Source organism: Photobacterium angustum (genome assembly GCF_002954615.1).
GTDB classification, from domain to species: Bacteria; Pseudomonadota; Gammaproteobacteria; order Enterobacterales; family Vibrionaceae; genus Photobacterium; species Photobacterium angustum_A.
Map to the genome: position 1 here is coordinate 536,970 of NZ_MSCJ01000001.1, position 25,149 is coordinate 562,118.

The following is a 25,149-nucleotide window of genomic DNA, read 5'->3' on the forward strand; positions in this document are numbered from 1 at the left end:
TAAATTTGTGAAGAGTTCTGATTATTTTTTGTATTATACTAGATATAAAAAAGGCGCCGCAAAATGCGCCGCCTTTTTAATTGCTTTCAAAGAAAGCTAGCTAATTGCTTACATTACTTAGAGATGTGAGCGATTAGGTCTAGAACTTTGTTTGAGTAGCCGATTTCGTTGTCGTACCAAGATACAACTTTAACGAAGTTATCAGTTAGTGCGATACCAGCTTTAGCATCGAATACTGAAGTTTGAGTTTCGCCGATGAAATCTTGAGAAACAACTTGATCTTCAGTGTAACCAAGAACGCCTTTTAGAGCGCCTTCTGATGCTTCTTTCATAGCAGCACAGATAGCTTCGTAAGAAGCACCGTTCTTAAGGTTAACTGTTAGGTCAACTACAGAAACGTTAGCAGTTGGTACGCGGAAAGCCATACCAGTTAGTTTGCCGTTTAGCTCAGGAAGAACAACACCTACAGCTTTAGCTGCACCAGTTGATGATGGGATGATGTTCTGAGAAGCACCACGACCGCCACGCCAGTCTTTAGCAGAAGGACCGTCAACAGTCTTCTGAGTAGCTGTAGTTGCGTGAACTGTAGTCATAAGACCAGATTCGATACCGAACTTGTCGTTAAGAACTTTAGCGATAGGCGCTAGACAGTTAGTAGTACAAGAAGCGTTAGAAACGATATCTTGACCTGCGTAAGTGTCTTGGTTAACACCCATAACGAACATTGGAGTTGCGTCTTTAGATGGACCAGTAAGAACAACTTTCTTAGCACCAGCAGTGATGTGCTTACGTGCAGTCTCGTCAGTTAGGAAAAGACCAGTTGCTTCAGCAACAACGTCAACGTTGATTGCATCCCACTTAAGATCTTCTGGGTTACGTTCAGCTGTTACACGAACAGTTTTACCGTTAACGATTAGGTTACCGCCTTCAACTTCAACAGTACCGTTGAAACGGCCGTGAGTTGAATCGTACTTAAGCATGTATGCCATGTACTCAACATCGATAAGGTCGTTGATACCAACAACTTCAATGTCGTTGCGCTCTTGCGCTGCACGGAAAACAAAACGACCGATACGGCCGAAACCGTTAATACCTACTTTAATTGTCATTACAGTTGCTCCACAACTTAATTTCTAATGAAAGATAACTGGTAGTAAAATTACATAATACTACGTGACCCTGCAAGCAAAAAAATCGTTTAAATTGCTTAAAATCAAAAAAAAGATCGGATTTAATTTACATTTCGACTACAACGGCGGTAAATCATACAAATACTGTGTAATTTAACAGCGCCATAATTTTCAAATTTAAATCGCTGATAAATACATTAGACGGTTTTTTTTAAAACTGTGAATTTTTAAAACAGCCATATGTGTTAAAGTCACTATAAATAAAAAGAGGTTTAAAATTTATATTGAGGGAAATAAGGGACAGTGGTAATGAAAAATAAATCTGATGCTTATTGGCGAGAGAAATTATCTGAAATGGCTTATCAAGTTTGCCGACAACAAGCGACTGAGCCACCCTATAGCGGCAAATTACTTCATAACCATAAAACAGGTATTTATTCATGTACCTGTTGCGAATCGCCGTTATTTTCTTCGAGCAATAAATATGACTCAGGCTGTGGCTGGCCTAGCTTTGATGCGCCATTGAATGATGATTGCATTAGCTATGTAGAGGATCATAGTCATGGTATGAAACGAATGGAAATTCGTTGTAAGCATTGTGATAGTCATCTTGGACATGTTTTTAATGATGGTCCGCAAACAACAGGTGAACGTTATTGTGTAAACTCGATATCATTAATATTCACGGACAAATAAAGCGTATGAGTGACGGTAATATATAGTTATTTACCGTCACTGTATTTAATATCTAAAATTTCACAATAAAAGCAAAATAAGTTTAATGATTAAATCTTGTATGTATCAATTATAAAATTATTTGATATTTACAATTAAATTTTAATTAATCATTTTTCGCTCGTAGTTTCCATTTTGTAAATTATCTAAAATATTGACTGCTTTTTTATTTAAAACCTTCTGTTCATCTTCTGTTAACAAAAATAAGCTGGCGACATTTTTTGCCTCGGCAACGGGCATATTCATATCATTAGCAATTAATACCCATATATAAGCTTCTTTCAGTTTTTTTTGCTGCTGAGATAACGTTGCTAATGATTTAATTATATCTTGGTTTACCGTTTCATTTTTCTTGTAGAGTGAAAGCGCATGGTGGAGTAATTGATAGGTTTTATCCTTATCTTTACTGATGTAGTAGCTGGCAAGTGCTAGTTGAAGATCGGGTGTCTCTAACTCTTTTTTACCTTCGAGAGCTAGAAATTGTTGTTGTGCTTGTTCATCACCTTGACTCCAACGATAGTAAATAATCTCTGGATCGGTCGACAACGATAGCTCTTTGTTTAGGCGTGTTACATTATTATAGCTATCGTAGAGTGCGTTCATACGAATAGTCTTTCGATCTTTTAGCTCTGTTGGTTCAATACGAGCAGCATATTCCAAGCAAAAAATATACTTTTGCGTCGCTTCAAGCTCCTTAAATTTTTCTTGGTCGGTTGGATTTTTCAACACATCGTAACGTTGCCAAATTAATCCTGTTCGTTGAATACGGCATTGACCATCATTGACGTTGAGCTGTGTACACAATTCAGGGTAACTTTCGCACAAGCTATCTGTAGTACGGTGGCGTTCAAAACAGCCAGTTAATAATAAGCTCATACTGATCGTTGTGATAAAACGTTTAGTATTGTTTAAGAGCAACCTTGTCGGCACTACTCTTTTTGATGTTTCTATAATTGAGAAGTAATACGCCATAGTGACCTACATGTTGGTTACGAATAATGATAAATATAACGATGTCATTTGTTGTTATCGACGGGTGAACTCGAAAATGGTGAAATTATTTTGATAGACCTATCAACCTGTGATCGCTACTACAGTTTGAGGGGAAAGCGTTGACTGTTATTACGTATTTTATAAGCTACAGCGATGTACTTAAACAAGCCTGTTAGTATCAAAATGAGGAGTAGATATGGATGTGTCGCAATTATTGAAGGCAATGACACCAGAAGTTTTTGAGCGGATATCAACCGCAGTAGAAACCGGGAAGTGGCCTGATGGTACAGTATTAACGGCTGATCAAAGAGATTCTGCTATGCAGGCTGTGATGCTTTATCAATCTCGTCATAATAGTGATGCGCAACACATGACGGTTGCGGCGGGTGGCGAAATAAAATTTAAGAGTAAAGCTGAATTAAAACGTGATTTTGCTGCGCAGGAGACGACTGCAGTGTCGCCAGAGATAGCTCGCTTTGAACATGATGATATCTAAAGTTAGACCTTCTCATGCAGGTTAGGCCATATCATAGCTTCGCAATAGAAGCCTTGTAATTGATGATCTTCTTCCGACACAATATTGGCTATCCATGGCTCTTGCTCTATACGGTTTAGATAGTGGTGTAGAGTAGGATAATGGGGTTGCAATCGCAGCCCTGCCATCCACCCCGTTCTAAAAATACTCCAGATACTTATTTCAGCCATTGAGAAATGATCGCCAACATATCCTTGATCGGGAAGTTGTTCTTCGAGGTATTTCAACACATTAGGCAAGTTGTGGGAAAGGCATTGCTCCACCGCTTCTTCATCACATGGCTTATTTTGCATTTTATCGCGCAATACTTTTTGGTAAAACAAAACGCCACCGAGTAATGACGTCACACGTGTCGCTGCATAAGCTTCAAACCAGCGAATTTTTGCACGTTGTTTGGCATCGCCCGGATAAAGTGGGGGAACGGGATAGGTATCGTCAAGATAATGGGCAATAACAGTTGAATCAATGATCGTTGTATCGTTATGTTCAAGTACAGGGACTTTTCCCATGGGGTGACGTTTGTGCGCCAGTTCTTTTTCTAAAAAGGGATTGAGAGGTTGGAGTTCATAACGTATCCCTTTGTAATTAAGTGCCAACATGATTTTTCTGACGAAAGGCGAAATAGAGGCACCATGTAAAATCATCATTGTTCCAACCCATGAAGGTAGATTGCTATTAGCTGTAATTGTAGTTCGGTTGGAAAATTTTGGGGGAGTGGTGTTTTTATTTTATGGTAGCTAAAAATAAAAAAGAGCCAGTGCGGCTCTTTTCCTTATTAAACAAGTACTGCTAATTACAAGGTTAACTCACCACGGAGATCTTGCTGCATCAGCGTACGCATTGTCTCAATCGGTAAATCTTGGCTGAGTAAGTAATGTAATTTAGCCAATGCCGCTTCAGGTGTCATATCATAGCCACTTAGCACGCCGGCATCAGCTAGCGCACAACCCGTTGCGTATCCACCCATATTAACTTTACCTGATAAACACTGGGTTAAGTTCATGACAATCACACCGCGATTTGATGCTTCTTTTAATTGATCAAGCAGCTCTTTATTTTGAGGTGCATTACCTACGCCAAAAGTCAGTAGGATCATGGCATTAACCGGTTGGCGTAGGGTATTACGTATAACCTCTGGTGAGATACCAGGATACATAGTAATTACACCAATAGGTTGTGGCGTGATAGTGTGAACTTTAAACTCACCATTCGGTTTTTTGTTTAATTCCGTTCCGCTATTAACGGTGATGTTAATACCTGCTTCTAACAATGGTGGCAAGTTTGGTGAAATAAACGCACCAAAACCATCGGCATGAGCCTTAGTACTACGGTTACCACGGATCAATTGGTTGTTGAAAAATACGGTCACTTCATTGATTGGGTAATTAGCAGCAATATGTAACGCATTCAATAAGTTGCTTTGACCATCAGAACGAAGTTCAACTAATGGAATTTGAGATCCGGTTACAATGACTGGCTTATCTAAATTCTCGAACATAAAAGACAAAGCAGAAGCGGTGTATGCCATGGTATCTGTGCCATGAAGGATCACAAAACCATCATACTTATCGTAATTATCTTTTATATCGTCAGCAATGCGTTGCCAATCCGCAGGTGTCATATCTGATGAGTCGATTAAAGGCGAATACTCATGGATAGTGAACTCAGGCATTTCTGGGCGATGGAATTCTGGCATGCTAGCTAATTGCTTTTGCATAAAGCCTGATACAGGAATATAGCCGTGATCAGATTTTTGCATACCAATGGTGCCGCCAGTGTAGGCGATATAAATATGTTTTCTTTCCATTTTTCAGCACAGAGTTAACGGTTGGTGTGCGCATTATACGCAAACTGTATGAAGATGCGAGTTAAGCGATTTTTAGAGTGATACTTATTGCATTGAAATGTGAACTAAGATTGATGTGCTTATAATTTGAGTTGTTGTGGTTTTTATCACTGATATTGATTAGTTAGATTATTTAAGCGTTTTTGCATAATAAAAAGCTCGACATATAGCCGAGCTTTTTAACTATCTGTTGCTGATAACGTTCTCGTTACTAGTTAATAGTGCTGCAATTTAAGCAGAACGCATAACGACCATTAGGATCGTTAAAGTTACTAAGAGAAGTCAGATCTTTAGCAACTTTAGTCACTGGCGCTAATGCATTCGGCGTGTCACCAAGAACCATAGCAACAACTTGTGCTTTTACTTCACCCGACATTTCTTTAAAGAATTGCTGGATAGGAGAAAGAGGCTGTTGCATCCACACCAATTGGTAATCATCAATTTTAGCGAGTGACACCGCTTCCGTTATTGCTGTATCAAAGTCACCGAGTTCATCGACTAAGCCACGTTCTTTCGCGTCTTTACCCGTCCATACTCGGCCTTGAGCAATTTTATCTGCTTGTTCGAGTGACATATGACGGTATTTGCTGACTAAACCAATGAAGCGCTGGTAGCCATTATCAACCCCAAGCTGGAAAACCTTGCCGATATTTTCAGGAAGTGCACGTGTTACACCGACACCAGCAAAAGGGGTCGTGCCTACGCCATCACTGTAAACGCCAAGTTTTTCTAAGCTTTTCTCAAATGTGGTTAAAATCGCAAAGATACCAATAGAGCCGGTGATCGTTGTTGGTTGCGCGATGATCTTATCGGCACTTGAAGAGATCCAGTAACCACCTGATGCAGCAACACTCGACATTGACACAACAACAGGTTTACCTGCCGCTTTTAAGGCATCGACTTCATTACGTATCACTTCAGAAGCAAAGGCGCTGCCTCCAGGGCTATCGACACGTAAAATCACAGATTTTATATCGTTATCAAAGCGAGCTTTGCGAAGTAGTGCAGCAATCGTGTCACCACCTGCTGTACCTTGGCTGCTCTTTCCGTCAACAATAGCGCCACTTGCAACAACCACTGCTACTTTGTTATTTGATGGTTTTTGATCATCAACCAGCATAGATAAGTAATCGTAGTAGCTGATCTGCTTAAAGCTGTGCTCACCGTTATCACCAAATTCTTTGATTAAGATTTGGCTTAATTGAGGACGAGTTACCAATTCATCAACCAGACCCATTTTTTTACTCAGTTGAGCAAAATCACCATTAACAGCTGTAAGTTGTTCAATAAAGCCGTTCATTTCAGGCGTCAGTGTTTTAGCATCGATATTGCGGTTTTTCGCCACATCAGACGTATAAGCATCCCAGAGTTGATCTAACCAAACCGTATTCGCTTCTTTCGCTGCAGCTGACATGCCATCGCGGATATAAGGTTCGACAAATGATTTGTAAGTACCTACACGGAAAACGTGGGTGGTGACATCTAGCTTTTCTAATAATGTTTTATAGTAAAGCGTGTAGGTGCCATAACCCGTTAGCATGATACCGCCATCAGGTGACATAAAGATCTTATCGGCATAACTTGCAAGGTAGTATTGGCTTTGGCTGTAATGACCACCATAAGCATAAACAGGTTTACCTGATGCTTTAAACTCTTGAATGGCTTTTGCAATATAGCGAAGTTTAGTCAGACTCGTTTCTGGCATGTTTTTAAGATTTAATACAAGGCCAGTAATAGAGCTATCGGTAGTTGCAGTTCGGATGGCTTCGACAATATCGAATAAAACGTTTTGTTCAACAGGTGGTTGCCCCATCACATCACTAATAACGCTATCTAATGGATTGTCATAGTTTTTCTGCTCAACAATCGGGCCTGATAGGTTAAGTACAAGTGCCGATGCCTCTGGCTTTTCAGGGCTATCATCATGGTCACTAAAAGCAAAAATAATGGCACCTACAATCAGTAGGAAAATTAAGTTAAGAATAAACTTACGGGCAAAGTTGATTAGCTTCCAGATTGTTCTGAAAAACGCTCCAATCCCTGTGAATATGGCTTTCATGAATGCTCTCTTTAATGATTCTTGAGGCATATCGTATCGTACTCATTAACTAATTTCAGTAAATTTACTATTAAGAATAGATATCAAAACAAGGTATTGAATAAATAGCCGTGCTGTTAGTCATTGAAGGTATAAGAAAAGTGCGCGAAAGCACAATTGTTAACTTAATGTAAACAAATGTTTGAAATGGCATGATAGGGTTAATATACTGGTCAGACCATAATAAAAAGAGAAGCAAAAGCCATGGACAATAAAGCATACCCTCATTTGTTAGCGCCATTGGATCTTGGTTTTACTACCCTACGAAACCGTGTGTTAATGGGCTCTATGCACACAGGGCTTGAAGAATCACGAGATGGATTTAAAAAATTATCTGCGTTCTATGCCGCACGTGCGCGTGGTGGTGTTGGATTAATTGTGACTGGCGGTTTCTCTCCCAACTTTCGTGGGCGACTACATCCGTTAAGTGCTGAATTTAGTTCATCACGTGCAGCTCGGACACATAAAAACATTACAGATGCAGTACATAATGAAGGTGGAAAAATAGCGCTTCAGTTACTACATGCTGGGCGCTATGCAATGTCGCCTTTTGCAGTGAGTGCCTCTGCTATTCGTTCACCTATTTCTAAATTCACCCCAAGTGAAATGTCTGAACGTCAGATTTTAAAAACCATCAATGCTTTTGCTAAAAGCGCCGAGCTTGCTCGCGAAGCTGGCTATGATGGAGTTGAACTGATGGGATCAGAAGGCTATCTGATTAATCAGTTTATCTGTCAGCGTTCGAACTTACGTTATGACGATTGGGGCGGGAGTTATGAAAATCGAATTCGTTTCCCACTAGAAATTGTGAAAGCGGTTCGCGCGCGCGTTGGACGTGACTTTATTATTATCTTCCGTCTTTCAATGCTGGATTTAGTCGAGCAAGGCAGTACTCATGAAGAAGTGGTAATGCTTGCTAAGGCTCTAGAACAAGCAGGTGTAACCATTTTAAATACCGGTATTGGTTGGCATGAAGCGCGAGTTCCGACTATTGCCACGCAAGTTCCACGTGCCGCATTTGCTTGGGTTACAGAAAAGCTTAAACAAGAAGTCTCTATTCCTTTAGTGACCTGTAATCGTATTAATACCCCACAAGTGGCTGAAGATATTCTATCGTCAGGGCAAGCTGATATGGTATCGATGGCACGACCGTTCCTTGCTGATCCTGATTTTGTCGAAAAAGCAGCGCAAGATCGCGCTGATGATATAAATACCTGTATTGGATGTAACCAAGCCTGTTTAGATCATGCTTTTGTTGGTAAACGTGCGAGTTGTTTAGTCAATCCTCAAGCGTGTTATGAGACCGAACTGGTATTAACCCCGATAGCACAAAATAGAAAAGTGGCGATTGTGGGCGCAGGACCTGCTGGAATGGCGTGCGCTGTTGCTGTTGCAGAGCGAGGTTTTAGCGTCGATGTGTTTGAGAAAAATGACCACGTTGGTGGACAATTTAACCTTGCGATGCAAATACCGGGTAAAGAAGAGTTTAAAGAAACGATTCGTTATTTTACCCGTCGTTTAGAACAAACAGGTGTAAACGTAAAACTTGGTTATGCTGCAACGGAAGATGATTTAGCTAACTATGATGAAGTTATTATCGCAACGGGTGTTAAACCGCGTATTCCGCCTATTCCTGGCGTCGATAATCCTAAGGTTATCGATTATCAAACCTTGATCAGAGATAAAGTACAGTTAGGACAAAAAGTCGCTGTTATTGGTGCTGGTGGTATTGGGGTTGATGTATCTACCATGCTAACTGAGCCTGAAAATCAAAATCTTGATCAATGGCTTGAAGAGTGGGGGATTGATAAAACATTGACTCATGAAGGTGGATTATTACCGCATGATGAATACATTAGCCCGCGACAAGTATGGTTAATGCAACGAAAACCGGGCAAAGTCGGTAAAGGCCCAGGCAGAACAACAGGCTGGATTCACCGTAGAACATTAGAAAAACGCGGTGTTGAACTGCTTGGTGGGGTTAGCTACGACAAAATCGATGATGCTGGATTGCATATTACCGTTGAAGGACAATCTCGAATATTAGATGCCGATAATATTGTTCTTTGTACAGGGCAAACATCGGTTGAAGAACTGTCAGAAAAGCTCACCGAGCAAGGCATTAATGTTCATGTGATTGGTGGTGCGGATGTTGCCGGAGAGGTCGATGCTAAACGGGTAATTCGTCAAGGTGTTGAGCTGGCTGCAAAGTTGTAATTAAGTGAGCATAAAATAAAGAGTAGTTAAAAAGAAAGGATGAGGTAATGTTTACCTCATCCTTTTTATTTTACTCTACGGTTACTTTCACATATTTGATGTATGCATTTCTTAAACGTTGAGTGTTTGCTTTAAAGTAAGCAGGAGAAAGTCGGCCACGGTTCTCATATTGACGAACAATATTATGCTGAAGATCCGATGAAGCCCCTAAACCAGAGTTTAAGTTATTGTGGCTTTCACCGACGCGTGTTTGTAATGAGTATACAAACTGATCGATACCACGTACCTGTACATAGTCAGGCTTCATATCACGCCAAGGTGTTAATGGGATGGCAATACTAACGGCAACAAAGTCTTCATATTCACTACTATCTTTTGCCTTGGAAGTTAGGTAGTTAATGCTTAATTTAGTATCTCCTAACCAGTGGTTAGACGTTACACGCGCACCGACATCACCTTGGAAATATTCGCCTGCTTGAAGGCCTAATTGCCAGTTATATTCTGGAAGTGAATAGGTATAGTTAGCTAATACACTTTGTTTATCTGCAATTTTTCTTCCTCGAGCATCATATTCATCTTTAGAAATGAATTTACTCGCTTCAAAACCCAGCATGTGATCGCCTTGTGGTGAGTACCATTGGGTTTCATTTATCCCTCCCCAGTAGCCGCCCATCATATAGCCACCACTAAATTGAGTAATGATATTTTGTGGCAGTTTAAATGCTTGATGAATAAGTGCGCGGTCAAGCTTGTTTTCAAACGCTTGTTGATGCCACAAGCCACCTTGGTCAAAATCGTCACTATTATCAATAGGTACCATATAACGTAGATCAACAGCGGCACCTTGCCATAGTGGGGTATAAAGGTTGGCAGCAAGTGCGAGAGAATAATCAAAGAAGCCATATTCTGTTGCTGTTCGGTGATTTAATGCGGGAGATAAAATCACTTGGCTACGACCAAAACCGCTATTCATGGTTTGGTATAACCAAGTCGTTTGGTCAAAGTTAGGCTTTGCACTTATGGTGTTAAAGCTAAGTTGCTTACAAGGGATATCTGATTGAATGAATTCACGATAACATTGGGTTTCCGTGTTTACTGCAAACATTGGTAATCCGTTAGTCAGTAAAATTAGCTCAACACTTTGTTCTTGGTTTTGTTGGATGTTAGCTTTGCTATCTGAATTTTTAATGAGTTTAGCAAGATCACTAAAGACTCCATCGCCAGCTTTGCTAGCAATAATACCCAGAGCAACACCTACACCATCAATTTGGTTATGGTTATAACGACGGTTTTCTAACGCAATAACCATTTTATTATTACGATAGCCGACATTTAAATTAATAAAGCCTTCTTCTTTTAACGCATTGATTAAGTTTGCAAGGCTTGCAGTACTTGCTTGCGCCAATTGTTGATTAATCTTTTTGGCTAATTGCTCATTCTTACTGGTGGTAAGATTAAGTGCTGTATTATCGTTATAACCCATTAAAGGAACAGAAAAATTAACGCCCCATACATCCTGCTCACTGCGCTCATGCCCTGTATAAACTTGGTAATCAAGGCTTAATTGACTGCCCCAAGGTAATAATCCCTGAGGTGTGAACAACTTAGCATTGCTGTTAAATTCAGCTGCATCGTATTCAGCGGTTAATTGCATAAACGAAAGCGGTTGCCACTCAGCGCCAGCAAAAGGGCCATTCATAATGCCATTAGCAAGTACTGAACTGCCGTAACCACCGCTTAAGCGTAGCGATAAGCTGTCAAAGGTTTTATCGGCCACAATGTATTTAGTATCAAAATTATTGGCAGCGCCACCAATATCCTGCGCACCAATAGCGACATTGAACCCTGTAAAGTCATAAACATAAGGTAGTTGAAATTTTGCTGACGCCGATAAATCACGGATTCCACCGTCTTTTTCTGTATATAAATTAGTATCGTAAGTTTTGGTAACAATACGACCACCGACTTCTAAATAAGGAAATAACCCTGTGGCAACGAACCAATTATCGAGCTGGCTAATGGACTGACGATAAGGCACACCTTGGTGGAAAGAAAGACTAATGTCGCCTGCTTTAATCACTTGAGCATTAGGGGTAAACATTAAGCCGGTATAACTTTGGCTTGATGGGAGAATATCAACAGATGAAGCGTGAACCTGTGGTGAGGTGAATGCTGCCAATATGCTTAATGTTAATAATGAATGAGGTATAGAAGGGAGTGAATTCATGATCGACTTCCGTGTAGCAAGATAAAAATATCGCATATAAAAGAAACAACAAAAGGCACCCGAAGGTGCCTTAATTTTTTATAGTAGTGATTAGTTACCAGTACCACCGCCTGATGAACCGTCACCGCCACCAGTACCACCGCCAGTACCACCAGTAGGAGTAGCGTCTGGATCTTCTGGTTTATCTGGTACTTTTGATTCTGCTGGTTTTTTGATTGCTTCATCTAAAGCAGGGATTTTTTGAATATCTTCTATCGTCTCTGCTTGTGTAGCTGTCTTAAATGTATTTTCATCAGCTAAGATTTTAGCTAACTCAACATGAACAGGTTTACCGTCTTTACTTGTTGGGTAATTTGGGTGCTCTGCTAATGTAGCTTCTGCAAGTAATTTAGTGACTTTCGTCACGTCGTCAGTTGAGGCATTTGGCTGTGCGGCTAACGTATCAGCAAGAACATGTGTTGTTGCAATTAATTTACTATGAATATCAGTAAAATCAGAGTTTTCAGCTAATTTCTTCACTGCACTGTCAGTATCTCTCAATAGATCAGTCACAGAAATGCCGCAGGTATTTGCGATTTCACCTAAACCTAAATCTTCTAGTACTTGACTTGCTGTTGCTTCGTCGTAAGCATTATCACCAAGCTTATTAGCAATCAGTGTTGATAATGGAGAAGCTGTCGCCGCCTCACCTTTTTTGAACAATCCTTTAGGAGCTTTTAATTCTAAAGTTGGTAAGTATTTACCATTAGATGTGTCTTGGGGAATAACTTTACCGTCAGGCTTAAATGTGAATGAACAGTTTTCAGGCGCATTAACGAATGCTTCATCAGTTGTTTTAACGAAACCATCATAGTTGGTTAAACCAACAACCTTGTCACCATTTCCACAGTTATAGCTTCCCTGAATACCCCAAATAGCACCATCAAAAGCTTGTACTGATGCTGATGTCACTTCAGGTGTAACGCTGTTGTTATTGTCACTACCACAGCCCGCGATGATAACGCCAGCAATGATGGTTGATAATAATTTGATCTTCATATTTATTCCTTATTTATGAAGCGATACATTTAATTAAATGAGTAATGGGATTATTCAGCAATTACTTGCGTTGAAGTTTCAATATCAAGCGATGGTGAAATAATGTCGACACGACGGTTCTGTGCACGACCTTCCTCGGTTTGATTTGATGCAACAGGATCTGATTCACCACGACCTTGAGCAATGATGCGTGTGCTATCCAGATTTAGATGTTGACGAAGCGCGTCTGCAACCGCTTCTGCACGTTTAACTGATAAGGTTTGGTTATAAGCTTCAGAACCACGGCTATCGGTATGACCCACAACATAGATTTTTGCGGCATCTTGCTCTTTTAAGCGCTGTTCAAAAGGTGCAAGTTTTGCTGCGTCACCCGTTGTGATGGTGCTGCTATCAAAAGCGAAAGGGACTGTCAGTCTAAGCTCTTCAAGCGTGGCGATAGTGACTTGATTAACATAGATTGGTTCTTCAACAATAACGGGTGCTGGCGCGCCCCAATGAAAAGCTAAACCTAAACCTGCAAAGTGAATATCAGGGCCAGCAACATCGTTGTAGTATTGGTACTCTACACGAGTCGAAACATTCTTATTTATGAAGTATTCAAGGCCAGCTCCCGCTGTAGGTGACCAACCGTTATCACTGTTAGCGACACCAGAACCAATTGCATTCCAGTCGTAATAAAAAGCACCCGCTTTAGCGAAGATATCAACGCTATCAGAAATTGCATAAGAGAACTTAGTAACAAGGTCAGCACCTTGCGCTTCATAACTCCCCTGTTTGTTATCTAATTTGGCATTACCTAAATGAGTGTAGCCTGTTTCTAAAGCAAACCAAGGCGTAACTTGATAACCCGCAAACACACCACCGGCAAAATTAGTATCTTCTAATTTTGTTACAGAGGTAACAGCATCATCCATGTTTGTAATGTGGCTGGCACCTACGCGCGCGCCGACATACCAAGGGTTATCTGTTGATGCATGTACGGAATTGGATACAACTAGAGCAAAGGGGATCATTAAAATGATTTTGTTCATTATTGCCACCGTATTTAAAAGAAAGGTTATATAGAAATTCAATTATTAAACGAGGAGTATATATTTTGTTGCATATCGCGGGGAATGTATTTTTTTGCTTCATCAGTTTTTTTGCTTAAAAGTGATAACAACATCACAACAAAAAAAGTCGCTAACACTATTTTAATTAATTTGTAACATATTTTATGTTCTTATTTGTCAATAATTTAGTTGTAAAATTAGCTTTTGGTGCAAAAAAGTGCGATCTGCAACTTGTTTATGAAAAATTGTTGAATATATAAGTGTGCTAATGCATTATCATGCGCAAAATCGACACAAGGATGAGGGCGATTTAATGCTTTCATTCATCCTATTTGAAAGCATATGAGGAGCTGTAACCTTAGGGCGGTAGCATTCTTATTGGTTTGTTGGTTTGTTGGTTTGTTTGTAATGTTAGGCACTTCTTTTTTTACTCATTTTCTCGCTGTGAGCTCACCATGACGTTATCAAGAAAAATCATATCTACAATTTCAGTTACCTTATTACTGACTGGTTGTAGTATTCCAGGTTCAAATATCAATATTGATAATAAACAGGTGGTCGCTACGGGCTCTGAAGATACAGCGTTAGATAATATAAATGTTTATCCATTAACCGCCACAACGGTAAGCCAATATAAAAATACCCCAATTTCAGCGCGTACCAATAACACGCTTGAGAATGAATTAAAGCATTATGAGTATCATATTGGTCCGGGAGATATTTTAAATGTCACTATTTGGGATCATCCAGAACTAACCATTCCAGCAGGCTCTTATCGAAGTGCGAGTGAAGCGGGTAACTGGGTGCATGCTGATGGCACTATTTTTTATCCTTATATAGGTAAAGTAAAAGTGGCAGGTAAAACCGTTACCCAGGTACGTAAGGAAATTGCCCGTCGATTAGCCGCTTATATTGAAGCACCACAAGTTGATGTAAATGTCGCCTCGTTTCGTTCTAAAAAAACCTATGTTACGGGTGCTGTAAAAAATCCTGGGCCGCAAGCAATAACCAATATTCCATTAACACTGCTTGATGCAGTGAATAAATCGGGTGGTTTAGCAAAAGATTCTGATTGGCGTAACGTAACCTTGACGCGAAATGGCAAAGATCAGCAAGTTTCCTTGTACGCTTTAATGCAACGTGGTGATTTAACTCAAAACCGTTTATTACAAGATGGCGATATCGTTCATGTGCCAAGAGATGACGCGCAAAAAGTCTTTGTGATGGGCGAAGTGAACAAGCCGCAGTTGTTAAAAATTGATCGTGCAGGTATGAGCTTAACAGAAGCTCTCAGTAATGTGGGTGGCATTAATGAATTAGAAGCCGATGCGACTGGGGTCTTTGTTATTCGTTCAAAAGAAACCACCAAGCCTAATGATCCTATTGCAGACATTTACCAGTTAAATATTAAAGATGCGACTGCACTTGTTATTGGCACTGAGTTTGATTTAAAACCTTACGATATTGTTTATGTAACAGCAGCGCCAATTACACGTTGGAATCGTGTTATTAAACAATTACTACCGACTATTACCGGATTTAATAGCTTAACTGAAGGTGTTAATCGTTTTGTCGATTTGAAGTAGATAAAACAAAACGTCGAATTTTAAAACTGCAGTTAAATAAACCTATATTGACTCGAATGGAAAATGATTCATGAGTTTAGCTCAAAACTTAACGAACAAAGCGACTCCTAATAATAGTGATGAAATAGATCTTGGTAAGCTATTTGGTATATTAGTTGATAACCGTTGGAATATTATTGTTATCACCTTACTCTTTACTTTTATTGGTATTATTTACGCACTTCTTGCAACACCAATTTATAAAGCCGATGCCTTGATTCAAGTGGAACAAAAAAGTACAGGTATGCCAGCCCTTGGTGGCGATATGGCTGATCTTTTTTCTTCCGAATCAACGGCTACCACTGAAATAGAAATTATTAAGTCTCGTATGGTATTAGGCGAAACTGTCGATAAGCTGAACTTAACGATTGTTGCTACGCCTAATTACATGCCCGTTATCGGAAAAGGTTTGGCAAGACTAACTGGAGACAGCGAATCCATCGCTGTTTCTCGATTCCTTTTACCCGATTCAGCGCAACAAAATGGTTATGTGCTAACTGTTACTAACAGCAAAGACGGTGATTACACGTTAGCGAATGCAGATGGTCGAGAAGTCCTAAAAGGACAAGTTGGCAAGCTGGCTGAAAACAAAGGTATTAGTATATTAGTCACCGATGTGAACGCAAAAAATGATGCGACGTTTACCTTAAGTAAAATTAGCAGACTGGATGCGATTCAAGGTTTACAACTTGATTTATCTGTGAGTGAACGAGGAAAGCAAACAGGTATTCTGCAGCTTTCAATGACGGGTGAGAATCGCACTAAAATAAAAGAGATATTAAATGACATCAGTCAGAATTACTTTTTACAAAATGTAGAGCGTAATTCTGCCGAAGCTGAAAAAAGTTTAGTGTTTCTTAAAAAACATTTACCTGAAATTAAAACCCAATTAAATAATGCTGAAGACAAACTTAATCATTATCGTCAGTTAAATGAATCAGTTGATCTTAATTTAGAAGCGAAATCCGCGTTAGAAGTGATGGTAAATGTTGAATCACAATTAAACGAACTGACGTTTAAAGAAAGTGATATTTCACAGCGATTTACGAAAGAGCACCCAGCATACATCGCTTTATTGGATAAGCGTAAAACCTTGTTATCAGAAAAAGCACGTTTAAATAAACGTGTAGAGAAACTGCCGAAAACACAGCAAGAAATTTTACGTTTAACCCGTAACGTTGAAGTAAATCAGCAAATTTATGTTGAATTGTTAAACAAAGTTCAAGAGCTGAGCATTGTAAAAGCGAGTACTGTGGGTAACGTGCGTATTCTAGATTCAGCACAAAGCTATTCACAGGCAGTTAAACCGAAAAAAGCCTTAATTGTTGTTCTTGCAACACTGCTAGGCGGCATGTTGTCGGTTGCAATAGCTTTACTTCGCGCAGCTTTCCATAAGGGAGTTGAAACGCCAGATCAAATTGAAGAAATTGGCTTGCCTGTTTACGCTTCAATTCCATTATCTGACTCACAAACCGATCTGCTGAAAAAGCAAAAAGGTAAAAGCTTAACAGTAGAGCAAACCTTGTTAAGTGTTTATAACCCCGCGGATTTATCGGTTGAAGCACTGCGTAGCTTACGTACAAGCTTGCACTTTGCGATGATGGAAGCAAAAAATAATGTGCTAATGGTATCAGGCCCTAGTCCTGGTATTGGTAAGTCATTTGTATCTGTAAACCTTGCCTCAGTGATTGCAAAAGCGGGCCAAAAAGTATTAGTGATTGATGCTGATATGCGAAAAGGTCGCATGGAAACACAATTATGTACAGATAATAAGCCTGGTTTATCTGATTACTTATGTGGCAAGCAAGACTTTAGCAATATTGTCCGTGAAACAGGTGTGAACGGTTTAGAATTTATACCTCGTGGTGATACGCCGCCAAATCCATCAGAGTTATTAATGCACCCACGTTTTAAAGCACTGATTGAGTGGGCTGGGCAGCATTACGATATGGTGATTGTTGATACACCACCTATTTTAGCGGTAACTGATGCTGCTATTGTTGGTGCTCATGTAGGAACTACCTTATTAGTGGGAAGATTTGAGCAAAATACCGTTAAAGAAATCGAGGTTGCCAAACAACGCTTTGAACAAAACGGCATAGAAGTGAAAGGATTTATTCTTAACGCAATTGTCCGTAAAGCAAGCAGCACCTACGGCGGAAATTACGGTTACTATAATTATAGCTACGAGAGTAAGTAATTATTAAGCGTTTCAATTGAAAGAATATGGTATTAGACGCTTTCAGCTTAGGAACTATAATTAGGATTGTATTGAGTTTTATCTTTTTCTTAACCTATTGATTATGATTGTTTATTTTGCTCTTCTCTAACTTTTTTAATTGATTGTTATTTCTAGAGAGTGAGCATTTGGAATAGTTAATTGAAAAACATCTATACTAGTTACTAATAATTATATTTATGTGGAATATGTTTATTTCACGTTCAGCTTAGTATCATAGACTATTCCATCATTTAAAAATTAGAAAGTAGATTAAGCTAAAAGGTTGTTATGATTATATATACCTCTGGTGTTTTTGACTTATTACATGCTAGTCATGTACGTGCCCTAAAAGCTGCAAAATTTCAGGGCGGAGAAGATGCCAAATTGGTTGTTGGTGTTGCCACTGATGAAGATACAATGGCTTATAAACGTAAACCTGTTATTCCATATGAACAGCGTTTAAAAATGATTGAGTCGTTAGACTTTGTTGATAAAGTTATAACTGCACCATTATTTACCTGTGAACAGTTTTATAAACTATTCTCTATAGATATACACGTACAAGGTGAAGATGATGCTGGTGAAATAAATTACTATAAAGGAGGTAAAGATCTTGGTCTTATGAAATTCATTGGCCGGGATCCTATAGAATCAACGACATCATGTATTACAAAGCTAACTGAAATTGTAGGTGATGATTTTATAGTAGAGAATCTTGGCGGTGGTATTTCTAATATAACTTGGAAGGTAACATCCTACACTAATAAGAAACAGTATGTTTTAAAGTATTTACAATCATCAAGTATTGAGTCTTTTTCTTTAAGGCATGATTGTATCATTTTAGGCGGAACATTTGCTTTATATGAGTATATCGAAGGAACTGTTGGTCATGTAACTAGTGCTGAAATGAATTCTTATTTTGTTGATAGGCTTAGTTACTATGAGCATGGAGCGAGTATAAATCCGAAAACGTGTATCACAAGTATTGATTTATTTTTAAAATACGCAAAATTTGACTCTAGCTTAAAATTAGATATCAATTTGATTGATGAAGTTTTAGATAATTCTAAATGGTGTTGGTCTCATAATGATTTAGTAAGAGAAAATATCATCAAAACAACAGATGGAATTAAATTTATTGACTGGGAATTTGCGGATTATTCACCTGTTGAGATGGATGTTGCATCATGTGTTTTAAACGACGTTATAGATATTGATGATGTTGACTCTCAATACTTTAATTTAAAGTTTATTTACATCTTAGTATTACTCCAAGCTAAAGCATGGACTGGTTGGTACAACGTAAATATTGAAAAAAGAAACGATGAGATCATGAATTTCTATACTAATAAATTTAATTTATTTCAGTCGAAGTTGGATAAATTAAATGCTAGATAACGTTTTTAAATTCAATATGTACTTTGCATGTATTGTTGTATGGTTATTGATATCTTTATTGTTAGTAACAAAAAGAAAAAATAAAACAGCAACAAGTATAAATAATAATGTGATTGTATTTTCTTGTCTTTTGTTTACATCTGGACTAGATATAGGGTTGTTGTTGTTTCCACTAACTGAATTTCCCTCTTATAAAGGTATTGAATACCGTAATTTAAACCCTGTATCAATTGAATTGGGTTTTTGGGGTTTTTCTGTTTGGGGATTTTATTTTTTATCAACGTATTATTTTATTTTTATTGAACCAAAAATAAAATTATTTGATATTAAAGCAGTAAAGATTTTCTTTACTGGTTTAACAATTTTAACCTGTGCGTTTTCTGTTAACTTATTTGTTGATTTTTTTATCTACTATCAGGTAAAAATTTTTGGAGGAACGGTTTTTACGCGTGATGGAATAATAATTCTATCAGTAATAGTGATTGCCATTGGATATGCTTTATCTAAGAGTAATACAATATTAAAATTAATTAGTACATCTTCAGTATTCTTATTCATAATTACTGTTTTATTAGGATATGTTGGAATATTCCAAAATAATGGTAGCCATGAATTATTAAATATAATAAATACTGGAGTTTGGGGATATTTAAAGAATTTTAATCAATTCTTATTACCAATGAATAATTACCATTTGTTTTATTTATTTTGGTGGTTTTCTTGGGCTCTAATGGTAGGTAAATTTACAGCACAGTTTACACCCAACAACTTATCGGTGGGTAAATTATTTTTAGTCATGATATTTTTACCATCTTTACCATTGATTTTTTGGTTTTCAATCTTATATTTCTACAGTATTAACCCTAATTTATTGCAACCATATTTATTATATACAATGTTTGGTGTTGGAATTCTCTTTTTGATTAATTCATTAAGTGCAATATTCAACATAGTTAATGATATGATTAAATCGCTTTTAAGTTATAAGATAAATAAATCTTCCGGTTTGCTATCTTGTTTACTTATGATTTTATCTTTTACGGGGTATAGCGTAAAAAGTGGCAATATGACATTTTTGAAAATTGATTATATTGGAACAATAGTTACATTATTTTTATATTTTGTAGTAATACTAATGGTACGAAACTACATATATTCAAAACAATCATGTGATAGATTGCAATAAATGTATTATATAGAAAAATATATGACTACCAATTTTTAACCAATACTTTTAAATTAGTTCCTATACTTCAAGAAATTGAGGTATAGGAGCGAATCTTAAGCTTACAAAGAAAAAATAGGACCTATTCCCCTAAAAGCATAAAAACACAGTATTTGATATGCATATCAAAGCATTAGTGGTTTCCACTAGTGCTTTTTTATGTCTCAAATTTCAAGGAAACCGTCTCATGTGTCTAAAAAAACTGACAAATAAAGTTGAAATAATTCAACTTTGTTAAGTGTGATACTTAAGAATAAAGCACGATTGATTGTAATCAAGTCATAGAAAAAGGATTTTATTACCGATTTTAAATAACAGATTTAAGTTAAACCGCGTTACATACCTACCGTTAATATCATATTAAAAGTTGGCCGCTATATGAATTATGCTTACCTGTTTGTATTTATAACGTCATTCATTACGTTATTTATCATGCGAAAAGTAGCAAAGAAAATTGGCTTAGTCGATAAGCCAAATGCGCGTAAGTTACACCAAGGTGTTGTCCCACTGGTTGGGGGCATTTCTATTTACCTTTCATTACTCGTGGGTTTTCTTCTTTTCTTACCATCAAGTTTAAACCAAGAGTTATACCTACTTTGCTCTGCTATTTTAATCGTGCTCGGTGCATTAGATGACTACTACGATGTCAGTTTTAAAATTCGCTTATTAGTCCAAGCTGGCATTTCACTGGCTATGATTTTAGTCGGTGGGCATAGCCTTCACCATTTAGGCTTTTTAATGGGCAGTGAAACCATTGCGTTAGGTGAATTTGTTGGCGGCTTCATTACAGTAATTGCTGTTATTGGTGCAATTAATGCCTTTAACATGGTCGATGGTATTGATGGACTATTAGGTGGTTTAGCATCGGTTACATTTACAGCATTAGGTACTGTTTTCTTCATGAGTGGCAACGAGTACTTAGGTACGATCTGTTTCTTAATCGTAACTGCGTTAGTGCCTTATATTTTATTAAATTTAGGTTTCCCATTAGGTCGCCGCTTTAAAATATTTATGGGGGATGCAGGCAGCATGTTTATTGGCTTCTCTGTGGTGTGGATGTTGATACGTGGCACGCAAGAGTCAAGCATAGAGGCATTTAAACCAGTAACAGCGCTTTGGTTAATTGCCCTTCCGTTAATGGATATGGCAACGATCATGATCCGTCGTGTTCGTAAAGGTCATTCGCCTTTTAAACCCGATCGAGAGCATTTACACCATATTTGTCAGCGAATGGGGTTATCGCCATTAATGACGCTATGTGTAATTTGTTTGATGGCAAGTATTTGTGCGGTTGTAGGTCTTTGGGCTGATATGAGTGGTGTTGAAGAATCGACCATGTTTATTAGCTTTTTAATAACATTTTCTATATATTTTTACGTCATAAATCATATATGGGTGATAAGTAAAAAAATTAAGAATATATCACACTCATACTTAAGTTTAGTTCGGAAGCATAGATAAATATGATATATGTTTGGTTGATTTTATCGTTATTATTATGTTTTTTATCACTAAATAAAATAAAAAATAATAAATTATATATATTACCATTTTTTTATTGTTTCATTACTTGTTACAGCATTTTGGGTTTTGAAGTTTTTTCATATTCGATAGATGTACCCTTTGATTTATATTATGATATAAACCCTTATGATAATAAGTTCTATGTGTATATATTATCTTCTTGTATCCTTTTTATTTTTGGCTTTTCTATTTTTAATATTAAAGATAATTATAAATCGTCTTTTAATTATAACATTGATTTAAGTCGATATTCATTTTATTGTTTTTTTATTGTTTTGATTTCTTATCATATCGGTTACGGATTTGAAAATATATATTATAGACAAGGCTATACTATATCTGGCGATGGAGTTCCAATAATTAGAACAATATATACATTACTTCTTCCTATAGTTGCAATATTATTAGCATTTGATAAAAAAAGAATAAAGCGACATTTTTTACTTATAATTCTCGTCATAATGGTTTTAGGAAGTTCTAGTCGGAATGTAATAATGATACCTATATGTTACTTTATTGGTACCTATTTGAAAAATAGTAAGGTTTCTATTCTTCAAATAACATTTACTATCCTTATTTCTGTGCTATTACTTGGTGCTGTCATGGAATGTAGAAATAATCCCTATCAAGGGGTTGTTCCAAACCTACAGTATTTAATTGAAAATGGCATTAATATTAAGAAAATGTTTGAATCTATAAACTATCTTACAAGTTTTTCAGTTTTCGCTAATATGGCAGTAATTCAAAACTTTACCTTAGACTTAAACTCTTTTTTTATATCTATTAATCCATTGCCTTCGTCTTTTTTAAATATAAATAATATGGTTGAAAGTCAAAAAATAAATCAATATGCTCCATATCCTGCTTTTTCGACCATAGTGAAGTCTGGACCAGTATTTTTTTCTATATATTATATTAGTGCTGGTCTTTTATGGGGGGCAATATATAAATATATTAGCGATAAAAATTCTTTTATAAAGTTAATTATTTTAATTCTATTTTTAGTTTATGTGGTTATGAGTACTCAATATAACCTTAGAGGTGTAAATAGGTTAATATATTACTCTATGATAGTTATCTTTCTATATAAGATAAAAGCTATTTTAAATTTCAATCTTAAAAAATGGTAATAAAATGGAAAAAAAAGTTGGTCTGATTACATATCATGCATCTCATAATATAGGTTCAATGTTACAAACCTATGCGATGCAATATATACTGACGAATAAATATAATTGTCAAGTTGAAATAATAGATTTTTCAAGTAAAGCGCAGCAAAACATGTATTCATTATTTCCAAAAATTAACTCAAAGAATCAGTTGATTAAAAATGGAATTAACGCTCTAGCATATCCGATCTTAAAATCAAGATTTAATGATTTTGAATGGTTTATTGATGAGTATTTTAATTTGACAAGTGAAAGCTTTTCAACAACAAGCAGTTTAAAGTCATTATCTGGAAAATATGATTATATTGTTACTGGTAGCGATCAGATTTGGAATGTTAACTGCACTGACTTTGATGACGCATACTTTATTCCGTTTTGTGATAAGGCTAAAAAAATATCTTATGCGCCAAGTCTAGGCGGTAAAAATATACTAAAAGCAAACGTAGATCTTAGTAAATATAAAAAATTTATCAATGATATTGATTATATATCAGTTAGAGAAGTTAATGGTAAAAAATGGTTAGATGAGATATCAGGAAGAAGTTTTGATGTTGTTGCCGATCCTACAATTTTATTAGAAAAGGAAGTCTGGGATACATTAGTTCCCGAACGAGAAATTCAAGGTGATTATATTTTCTTCTATGGTGTTCCTTTTAGTCCTAAGACCTATGATTATGTAAAAGAAATATCTAAAAAGCTAAATATGCCTGTTGTAATGTTAGATGCTAAATCATATATATATAAATATAACTATACAAAAGGTTTTACTCTCTCTAAGAGATCTAGACCAAATGATTACTTAGGTCTTATAAAATATTCAAAACTTGTAATTACTACCTCTTTTCATGGTTCTATTTTTTCTTCTTTATTTAACAAAGACTTCTGGGCGGTAACCTTTAAAGAAACAAATCCAGATGACGATCGTATAAAAACATTACTTGGACAACTTAACTTATCTGAAAGATTGATTTACATTGAAGATCATGAAAATTACAATCTTCTTGAAAGTATCGATTATTTAAACTTCGATAAAGACCTATATGAGTTTAGAAAGAAAAGTTTTGCCTTCTTAGATAATGCATTAATGTAATTTAAAATAGTTAACTATCCTTGAATTTTTAAGGATAGTTAAAATAATGATAGGTCATATATGTCTCCTTTTTTTTCAATAATTGTACCAGCATATAATTGTGAAAAATCAATTGAAAAATGCTTAAATAGTATATTAAATCAATCTTTTAAAGATTTTGAATTGATTGTAATTAATGATGGTTCTACTGATAATACTTCTAACATTCTTACAAGCTTTAAAGATATAGTTGTTATAAATAAAGAAAATGAAGGTGTATCATCTTCAAGAAATATGGGTATAAATATAGCCCAAGGAAAATATACTATATTTATAGATTCTGATGACTGGGTAAGTGAAGAATATTTATTATCTACTCATGATGTTTTAGTTAAAAAAGAAATTGATATTTTATTTCTAAATTATTACTCTTTTTTATATGGGGCATCTAATACTAAATTTGTTGATAATAAGATAAATGAAGGCTTTTACAGTAAAGGCGATATTGTAAATGCTTTCTTAAATAGAGAAATTTCAAACTCACCTTGGGATAAGATTTTTAGAACATCAATAATAAAAAAATTGCAGCCTTTTTTTCCTGTTGCTATCTCTTTAGGAGAAGATTCTGTAGCAGTAAGCCGAGCTATTTTAAATGCTGAAGAATATTATGTAATGAATGAAGCATTTTATATTTATGAGTTTAATCACCAAAGTGTGACTAAATCATCATTATCTTATAAAAAATTAAATGATGTATATAAGGTCCTTATTCTTCTTGATGAAGTTTATAAAGATTATTCAAAAGATTACCATTACATGTTAATTAGACAAAGCATTTCATATATATCACTAATGCTTAGAAGTGAAATTAAGCATGATGAAATAGTTAATGTTTTCATTAAATCAATAGAAAACATTAGGCTTATATCTGTAAAAAATATTAAGTGGAAATTCCTTTTAACTCTTTTGAAGTTGATTAATAAATTTATAGGTAAGAAAGGGGTTTTATTTTTAGTTTCAAGGTTAAGGTTTAATTTATAAAATAAT

19 protein-coding genes are annotated in these 25,149 nt (G+C 36.4%); 11 read left to right on the plus strand and 8 right to left on the minus strand.

From position 1 onward, the window contains the following. Positions 1-113: 113 nt before the first annotated feature. The gene (gene gap / locus BTO08_RS02330) at positions 114-1,109 is read right to left on the minus strand and encodes a type I glyceraldehyde-3-phosphate dehydrogenase (protein WP_105059727.1); all 996 of its coding nucleotides are present in this window, start codon (positions 1,107-1,109) and stop codon (positions 114-116) included. Between the two features lie 330 nt (positions 1,110-1,439). Here gap and msrB point away from each other — a divergent pair, with 330 nt between their 5' ends. Further along, on the plus strand, positions 1,440-1,826 hold the full coding sequence (gene msrB, locus BTO08_RS02335; protein ID WP_105059728.1) for a peptide-methionine (R)-S-oxide reductase MsrB: 387 nt from the start codon (positions 1,440-1,442) through the stop codon (positions 1,824-1,826). Positions 1,827-1,967: 141 nt separating this feature from the next. Here msrB and BTO08_RS02340 read toward each other — a convergent pair whose 3' ends face one another. Beyond that, positions 1,968-2,741, minus strand: a complete 774-nt coding sequence (locus tag BTO08_RS02340) for a DUF2989 domain-containing protein (RefSeq protein WP_105059729.1) — start codon at positions 2,739-2,741, stop codon at positions 1,968-1,970. Between the two features lie 313 nt (positions 2,742-3,054). Between BTO08_RS02340 and BTO08_RS02345 the strand changes: the two genes are divergently transcribed. Continuing rightward, entirely contained in the window at positions 3,055-3,354 is a 300-nt protein-coding gene (locus BTO08_RS02345; protein WP_105059730.1) for a YeaC family protein, read from the plus strand. A gap of 2 nt (positions 3,355-3,356) precedes the next feature. On the opposite strand, the gene BTO08_RS02350 is transcribed toward BTO08_RS02345, so the two are convergent. The 3 genes from BTO08_RS02350 to sppA form a co-directional block, all read right to left on the minus strand. Further along, positions 3,357-4,040: a glutathione S-transferase N-terminal domain-containing protein gene (locus BTO08_RS02350; RefSeq protein WP_105059731.1), complete on the minus strand. Its 684-nt coding sequence runs from the start codon at positions 4,038-4,040 to the stop codon at positions 3,357-3,359. Between the two features lie 146 nt (positions 4,041-4,186). After that, positions 4,187-5,200 (minus strand): asparaginase, encoded by a 1,014-nt coding sequence (ansA, locus tag BTO08_RS02355; RefSeq protein WP_005369017.1) that lies wholly within the window; start codon positions 5,198-5,200, stop codon positions 4,187-4,189. 250 nt (positions 5,201-5,450) lie between these two features. Continuing rightward, positions 5,451-7,298 carry a signal peptide peptidase SppA gene (gene sppA / locus BTO08_RS02360; protein ID WP_105059732.1) on the minus strand — a complete coding sequence of 616 codons (1,848 nt, stop codon included), beginning with the start codon at positions 7,296-7,298 and terminating at the stop codon, positions 5,451-5,453. A gap of 243 nt (positions 7,299-7,541) precedes the next feature. On the opposite strand from sppA, the gene BTO08_RS02365 reads away from it, so the two are divergent. Then, entirely contained in the window at positions 7,542-9,554 is a 2,013-nt protein-coding gene (locus BTO08_RS02365; protein WP_105059733.1) for an NADPH-dependent 2,4-dienoyl-CoA reductase, read from the plus strand. Between the two features lie 70 nt (positions 9,555-9,624). On the opposite strand, the gene BTO08_RS02370 is transcribed toward BTO08_RS02365, so the two are convergent. From BTO08_RS02370 to BTO08_RS02380, 3 genes are all read right to left on the minus strand, one after another. Next, complete coding sequence (locus BTO08_RS02370; RefSeq protein ID WP_105059734.1) at positions 9,625-11,781, minus strand: YjbH domain-containing protein; 2,157 nt, start codon at positions 11,779-11,781, stop codon at positions 9,625-9,627. 90 nt (positions 11,782-11,871) lie between these two features. Beyond that, positions 11,872-12,819, minus strand: a complete 948-nt coding sequence (locus BTO08_RS02375) for a hypothetical protein (RefSeq protein WP_105059735.1) — start codon at positions 12,817-12,819, stop codon at positions 11,872-11,874. A gap of 50 nt (positions 12,820-12,869) precedes the next feature. After that, a complete protein-coding gene (locus BTO08_RS02380) occupies positions 12,870-13,850 on the minus strand; it encodes an OmpA family protein (RefSeq protein ID WP_105059736.1) in 981 nt (326 codons plus the stop codon). A gap of 476 nt (positions 13,851-14,326) precedes the next feature. Between BTO08_RS02380 and BTO08_RS02385 the strand changes: the two genes are divergently transcribed. From BTO08_RS02385 to BTO08_RS02420, 8 genes are all read left to right on the plus strand, one after another. Beyond that, positions 14,327-15,457: a polysaccharide export protein gene (locus BTO08_RS02385; protein WP_105059737.1), complete on the plus strand. Its 1,131-nt coding sequence runs from the start codon at positions 14,327-14,329 to the stop codon at positions 15,455-15,457. 70 nt (positions 15,458-15,527) lie between these two features. Then, complete coding sequence (locus BTO08_RS02390) at positions 15,528-17,696, plus strand: polysaccharide biosynthesis tyrosine autokinase (RefSeq protein ID WP_105059738.1); 2,169 nt, start codon at positions 15,528-15,530, stop codon at positions 17,694-17,696. 309 nt (positions 17,697-18,005) lie between these two features. After that, entirely contained in the window at positions 18,006-19,115 is a 1,110-nt protein-coding gene (locus tag BTO08_RS02395) for an adenylyltransferase/cytidyltransferase family protein (RefSeq protein WP_105059739.1), read from the plus strand. Beyond that, positions 19,105-20,301 carry a hypothetical protein gene (locus BTO08_RS02400; protein WP_105059740.1) on the plus strand — a complete coding sequence of 399 codons (1,197 nt, stop codon included), beginning with the start codon at positions 19,105-19,107 and terminating at the stop codon, positions 20,299-20,301. Before BTO08_RS02395 ends, BTO08_RS02400 begins: the two co-directional genes overlap by 11 nt. 417 nt (positions 20,302-20,718) lie before the next feature. Further along, a complete protein-coding gene (wecA, locus tag BTO08_RS02405; protein ID WP_105059741.1) occupies positions 20,719-21,801 on the plus strand; it encodes a UDP-N-acetylglucosamine--undecaprenyl-phosphate N-acetylglucosaminephosphotransferase in 1,083 nt (360 codons plus the stop codon). Positions 21,802-22,007: 206 nt separating this feature from the next. Then, a complete protein-coding gene (locus tag BTO08_RS02410) occupies positions 22,008-22,994 on the plus strand; it encodes a hypothetical protein (protein ID WP_146108431.1) in 987 nt (328 codons plus the stop codon). 4 nt (positions 22,995-22,998) lie between these two features. After that, positions 22,999-24,123, plus strand: a complete 1,125-nt coding sequence (locus tag BTO08_RS02415) for a polysaccharide pyruvyl transferase family protein (protein ID WP_105059743.1) — start codon at positions 22,999-23,001, stop codon at positions 24,121-24,123. 60 nt (positions 24,124-24,183) lie between these two features. After that, on the plus strand, positions 24,184-25,143 hold the full coding sequence (locus BTO08_RS02420; RefSeq protein ID WP_105059744.1) for a glycosyltransferase family 2 protein: 960 nt from the start codon (positions 24,184-24,186) through the stop codon (positions 25,141-25,143). Positions 25,144-25,149: the final 6 nt, after the last annotated feature.

What these genes read in the sequence shown, in the direction of transcription:
- BTO08_RS02390 (WP_105059738.1), top strand. Translation starts at nt 15,528, where the DNA reads ATGAGTTTAGCTCAAAACTTAACGAACAAAGCGACTCCTAATAATAGT.
- BTO08_RS02350 (WP_105059731.1), bottom strand. Translation starts at nt 4,040, where the DNA reads ATGATGATTTTACATGGTGCCTCTATTTCGCCTTTCGTCAGAAAAATC.
- BTO08_RS02415 (WP_105059743.1), top strand. Translation starts at nt 22,999, where the DNA reads ATGGAAAAAAAAGTTGGTCTGATTACATATCATGCATCTCATAATATA.
- BTO08_RS02375 (WP_105059735.1), bottom strand. Translation starts at nt 12,819, where the DNA reads ATGAAGATCAAATTATTATCAACCATCATTGCTGGCGTTATCATCGCG.
- BTO08_RS02345 (WP_105059730.1), top strand. Translation starts at nt 3,055, where the DNA reads ATGGATGTGTCGCAATTATTGAAGGCAATGACACCAGAAGTTTTTGAG.
- gap (WP_105059727.1), bottom strand. Translation starts at nt 1,109, where the DNA reads ATGACAATTAAAGTAGGTATTAACGGTTTCGGCCGTATCGGTCGTTTT.
- BTO08_RS02385 (WP_105059737.1), top strand. Translation starts at nt 14,327, where the DNA reads ATGACGTTATCAAGAAAAATCATATCTACAATTTCAGTTACCTTATTA.
- msrB (WP_105059728.1), top strand. Translation starts at nt 1,440, where the DNA reads ATGAAAAATAAATCTGATGCTTATTGGCGAGAGAAATTATCTGAAATG.
- ansA (WP_005369017.1), bottom strand. Translation starts at nt 5,200, where the DNA reads ATGGAAAGAAAACATATTTATATCGCCTACACTGGCGGCACCATTGGT.
- BTO08_RS02395 (WP_105059739.1), top strand. Translation starts at nt 18,006, where the DNA reads ATGATTATATATACCTCTGGTGTTTTTGACTTATTACATGCTAGTCAT.
- BTO08_RS02340 (WP_105059729.1), bottom strand. Translation starts at nt 2,741, where the DNA reads ATGAGCTTATTATTAACTGGCTGTTTTGAACGCCACCGTACTACAGAT.
- BTO08_RS02365 (WP_105059733.1), top strand. Translation starts at nt 7,542, where the DNA reads ATGGACAATAAAGCATACCCTCATTTGTTAGCGCCATTGGATCTTGGT.
- wecA (WP_105059741.1), top strand. Translation starts at nt 20,719, where the DNA reads ATGAATTATGCTTACCTGTTTGTATTTATAACGTCATTCATTACGTTA.
- BTO08_RS02370 (WP_105059734.1), bottom strand. Translation starts at nt 11,781, where the DNA reads ATGAATTCACTCCCTTCTATACCTCATTCATTATTAACATTAAGCATA.
- BTO08_RS02420 (WP_105059744.1), top strand. Translation starts at nt 24,184, where the DNA reads ATGTCTCCTTTTTTTTCAATAATTGTACCAGCATATAATTGTGAAAAA.
- BTO08_RS02380 (WP_105059736.1), bottom strand. Translation starts at nt 13,850, where the DNA reads ATGAACAAAATCATTTTAATGATCCCCTTTGCTCTAGTTGTATCCAAT.
- sppA (WP_105059732.1), bottom strand. Translation starts at nt 7,298, where the DNA reads ATGAAAGCCATATTCACAGGGATTGGAGCGTTTTTCAGAACAATCTGG.
- BTO08_RS02400 (WP_105059740.1), top strand. Translation starts at nt 19,105, where the DNA reads ATGCTAGATAACGTTTTTAAATTCAATATGTACTTTGCATGTATTGTT.